Origin of the sequence: Microcystis sp. M44BS1 (assembly GCF_020244875.1) — a bacterium.
GTDB lineage: Bacteria > Cyanobacteriota > Cyanobacteriia > Cyanobacteriales > Microcystaceae > Microcystis > Microcystis panniformis.
Genome location: NZ_JADBVM010000045.1, coordinates 1 through 3774, shown reverse-complemented (window position 1 = coordinate 3774; position 3774 = coordinate 1). Strand labels below are relative to the sequence as shown.

Genomic DNA, 3774 nt, shown 5'->3' with positions numbered 1-3774 from the left:
TTCGCTTTTCCTGAGAATTGAGAGGTTTTCCTTAACATATTTATTCGCTCAACCCAACCTACGGACTCTACAGTAGTCAGGAAACCCAACAATACACCCAAGGAAACCCAACAAAAAGATTCAGACAGATTTAGGTGTTGGCTGTTGGGTTTCGTTCCGATGACCCAACCTAGGAAACGATGCGATCGCTCTATTCATAGCCAACCTGCACCGGAAAGATGATTTCTTCATTTGCACCCCAGTCAATCTGATAGATTTCTTGTTGAACATAACGGTGAAAACTGGAATATTCCCAAGCTGAAGGAGCATTAACTAATCGATGTTTTACGGGATTATAATGGATGTAATCTACATGACAAATGAAATCTTGCTCGTTTTTGATTAAGTGTTCCCAGAACCGTCTTTGCCAGATAGTTTGTTCTTTTTTATTCTCTCTCGAAGTATTCATTTTTCCGTGATATTGTGAATCGCAGTTACGACTAAAATAGCTTTTTATTAAACGCCAACGAGTGGAAAAATTGGCATCACCTTCGGGTAAAGTCCAAATGCAGTGCAGGTGGTCGGGTAAAATGACAATGGCATCGATTGTGAATGGGTGACGTTGCATAACGTAGCGAAATGCTTCTCGCAAGAGGGAGATATTTTCCGGTTCGCACAAGAATTTTTTACGCTTGTGAGTGACAAGAGTAAAAAAGTAAGTTCCTCCCTCAATTTTTGCCCTTCGATACTGCATAATAAATATTGATTATTCTAGCGCATAATCTCCCTTGTCGGTTAGATTGACCAAAGGAAAACCCAACAAAGCATAACTGGTGGATTTGTTGGGTTTCGTTCCTCAACCCAACCTACGAAACTACTACGAAACGATATGATCGCTCTTTTTTAAATCATATAGTAATCATTTTTCCATAGATCCTTTGCTTCCTTGTAGCCTTGTTTGATTTGCACTGTGAATTTATCTGTCGCCTGTAAGACTTTTGATAATCTTTTTAGCCAATCGCTCATTAATTTCTCGATGTCTGGGAATTGGTTCTGTTTTTCCAGTATCTGGATTATGGTAAATATCGTGTTTCCCCCCATGTCTAATCAAATAGCAGCCAGCTTGCTCTAATTGTGCAATTAAATCATGCCTTTTCATGCGATTTCAAACTCTGCAACTCTCTTGATTCCGGGGATTTCTTCCGTAGTAAATGTTCTGTAGAGATCGACCAAGTTTTCGATTAATTCTTCTAAGTCAACACCTTGGGTCCAATGATCGGGAAATTCATTCAAATAGCCCAAGAACATCCCATCTGATTCTTTCCAATACGTATATGGAATCCTCATGGTGAAATCCTCATTCTGCGTTGCTAACGATATTAAGTTGACCCCTATTATAACTGAATTGCTCCCAAGCCACGATGTTGGGTTTCGCTTTCCCTGAGAATTGAGAGGTTTTCCTTAACATATTTATTCGCTCAACCCAACCTACAGTTTCGTAGGTTGGGTTGAGGCACGAAACCCAACAATACACCCAAAGAAACTACCGTAGGTTGGGTTGAGGCACGAAACCCAACAATACACCCAAGGAAACTACCGTAGGTTGGGTTGAGGCACGAAACCCAACAATACACCCAAGGAAACCCAACAAAAAGATTCAGACAGATTTAGGTGTTGGGTGTTGGGTTTCGCTTTTCCTTGAGAATTGAGAGGTTTTCTTCAACATATTTATTCGCTCAACCCAACCTACGGACTCTACAGTAGTCAGGAAACCCAACAATACACCCAAAGAAACCCAAAAAAAGATTCAGACAGATTTGGGTGTTGGGTTTCGTTCCGATGACCCAACCTCGGAAAGGATGCGATCGCTTTTCGTCCTCTAAAATAGTGATCGCACCAAAATGACAAGCACTGTAGCATAACCCACTGAATATTATAAAATTGGTGGTGCGTTACATTTCATGCTTGGCCAAATCCAGCCAAATAAGCTTTAACCTCATGCCAGAAATTTTCAGACTGGAAGGCTATGTTTTCTTTTTCTATGCCAGAAGGCAATGAACCTATGCACGTTCACGTTCGACGGGGCGGCGGATATGCTAAATTTTGGCTAGAGCCGCTAGAATTGGATTATGCTAAAGGTCTAAAAACCAAAGAAATTGTTCGGGCTGAAGTTATCATTACAGAAAATATAGAAATAATACGGAGGAAATGGCACGATGTATTTGGTACATGAAAGCAGAGTAAAAGCTCAAAAAGTTTGGGTTGAAGATAAATGGATTTGTATTCGTTTAGAAGACGATAGAGAAATTCGTTTTCCTGCCTATAAAAATAAACGGTTATCAAAAGCAACTTCTGAACAATTAGCAGAGGTTGAGTTAATTTGTGATGGCACGGGATTACATTGGGAAACCTTAGATGAGGATTTGTCCATCATTGGCATTTTAGAAGGAAGATTGGGTGCTTAAATGTTAAATGCTTAAAAAAAATCGGCTCTACCGAACCTAGTAATCATAGCAATTATCGTCGATTGGGTTGACGTAAGGAAACCCAACAATACACCCAAAGAAACTATCGTAGGTTGGGTTGAGGCACGAAACCCAACAATAAACCCAAGGAAACCCAACAAAAAGATTCAGACAGATTTAGGTGTTGGGTGTTGGGTTTCTACCGTAGGTTGGATTGAGGCACGAAACCCAACAATACACCCAAAGAAACTACCGTAGGTTGGGTTGACGTAAGGAAACCCAACAATACACCCAAAGAAACTACCGTAGGTTGGGTTGACGTAAGGAAACCCAACAATACACCCAAGGAAACTAAAGTAGGTTGGGTTGAGGCACGAAACCCAACAATAAACCCAAAGAAACCCAACAAAAAGATTCAGACGGATTTAGGTGTTGGCTGTTGGGTTTCGCTTTTCCTGAGAATTGAGAGGTTTTCTTGAACATATTTATTCGCTCAAACCAACCTACGAAACTTATCCCCCTAATTGTTGTAAAATCTGCATCACCTTTTCATAAGCAGCCATATTATTCTGTTGGCGGAATAATATGGCTGCTTGTTGTAGATCAATTTTTACTTTTTCGGGTTGTCCTAATATGGCATATAAAATACTACGACCTAAGTAAGCTTGAGCCAAATTAGGATTAATTTCAATGGCTTTGCTGAAGTCAGAGAGGGCTAAATCGTATTTCCGCAAGTCTCTGTGAAGAAGCCCCCGATTGTAGTAAGCATCAGCATCATTAGAATTAATTTTAATAGCTTTGTTCCAGTCAGCTAAAGCTAATTCGTATTTCTGCAAGTCAATGTAAAGAAGCCCCCGATTGTAGTAAGCATTAGCATAATTAGGATTAAGTTTAATAGCTTGATTGTAGTCAGCTAAAGCTAATTCATATTTTTGTTGATCATCATAAAGAACCCCACGATTGTTGTAAGCCTCAGCATAATTAGGATTAATGTCAATGGCTTTGTTGTAGTCAGCTAAAGCTAAATCGTATTTTTTTTGGTCATCATAAAGAGACCCCCGATTGTAGTAAGCCATAGCAAAATTACGATTAAGTTCAATAGCTTGGTTGTATTCATCTAAAGCTAATTCGTATTTTTCTTGGAGACGGTAAAGAACCCCCCGATTGTTGTAAGCCTCAGTAAAATTACGATTAAGTTCAATAGCTTTGTTCCAGTCAGCTAAAGCTAATTCGTATTTTTTTTGGTCATAGTAAAGAACCCCACGATTGTAGTAAGCCATAGCATAATTAGGATTAATTTCAATAGCTTGGTTGTATTCATCTAAAGCTA

Annotated in this window: 6 protein-coding genes; 2 read left to right on the top strand and 4 right to left on the bottom strand. The window is 39.4% G+C overall.

All coding sequences use genetic code 11. The features are described 5' to 3' along the window. Positions 1–190 precede the first annotated feature (190 nt). From IM515_RS02725 to IM515_RS02715, 3 genes are all read right to left on the bottom strand, one after another. Positions 191–733: an REP-associated tyrosine transposase gene (locus IM515_RS02725; protein ID WP_002790339.1), complete on the bottom strand. Its 543-nt coding sequence runs from the start codon at positions 731–733 to the stop codon at positions 191–193. Between the two features lie 222 nt (positions 734–955). Next, positions 956–1138 carry a type II toxin-antitoxin system HicA family toxin gene (locus IM515_RS02720; RefSeq protein ID WP_071823004.1) on the bottom strand — a complete coding sequence of 61 codons (183 nt, stop codon included), beginning with the start codon at positions 1136–1138 and terminating at the stop codon, positions 956–958. Beyond that, complete coding sequence (locus IM515_RS02715) at positions 1135–1326, bottom strand: type II toxin-antitoxin system HicB family antitoxin (RefSeq protein ID WP_002771342.1); 192 nt, start codon at positions 1324–1326, stop codon at positions 1135–1137. Before IM515_RS02715 ends, IM515_RS02720 begins: the two co-directional genes overlap by 4 nt. Positions 1327–2020: 694 nt before the next feature. Here IM515_RS02715 and IM515_RS02710 point away from each other — a divergent pair. Both IM515_RS02710 and IM515_RS02705 read left to right on the top strand, forming a co-directional pair. After that, positions 2021–2212, top strand: a complete 192-nt coding sequence (locus IM515_RS02710; protein WP_238707346.1) for a DUF4160 domain-containing protein — start codon at positions 2021–2023, stop codon at positions 2210–2212. Next, a complete protein-coding gene (locus tag IM515_RS02705) occupies positions 2196–2444 on the top strand; it encodes a DUF2442 domain-containing protein (RefSeq protein ID WP_287629061.1) in 249 nt (82 codons plus the stop codon). Before IM515_RS02710 ends, IM515_RS02705 begins: the two co-directional genes overlap by 17 nt. Before the next feature lie 512 nt (positions 2445–2956). Here IM515_RS02705 and IM515_RS02700 read toward each other — a convergent pair. Continuing rightward, on the bottom strand, positions 2957–3774 hold an 818-nt coding region (locus IM515_RS02700; protein WP_287629060.1), incomplete at its 5' end, for a tetratricopeptide repeat protein.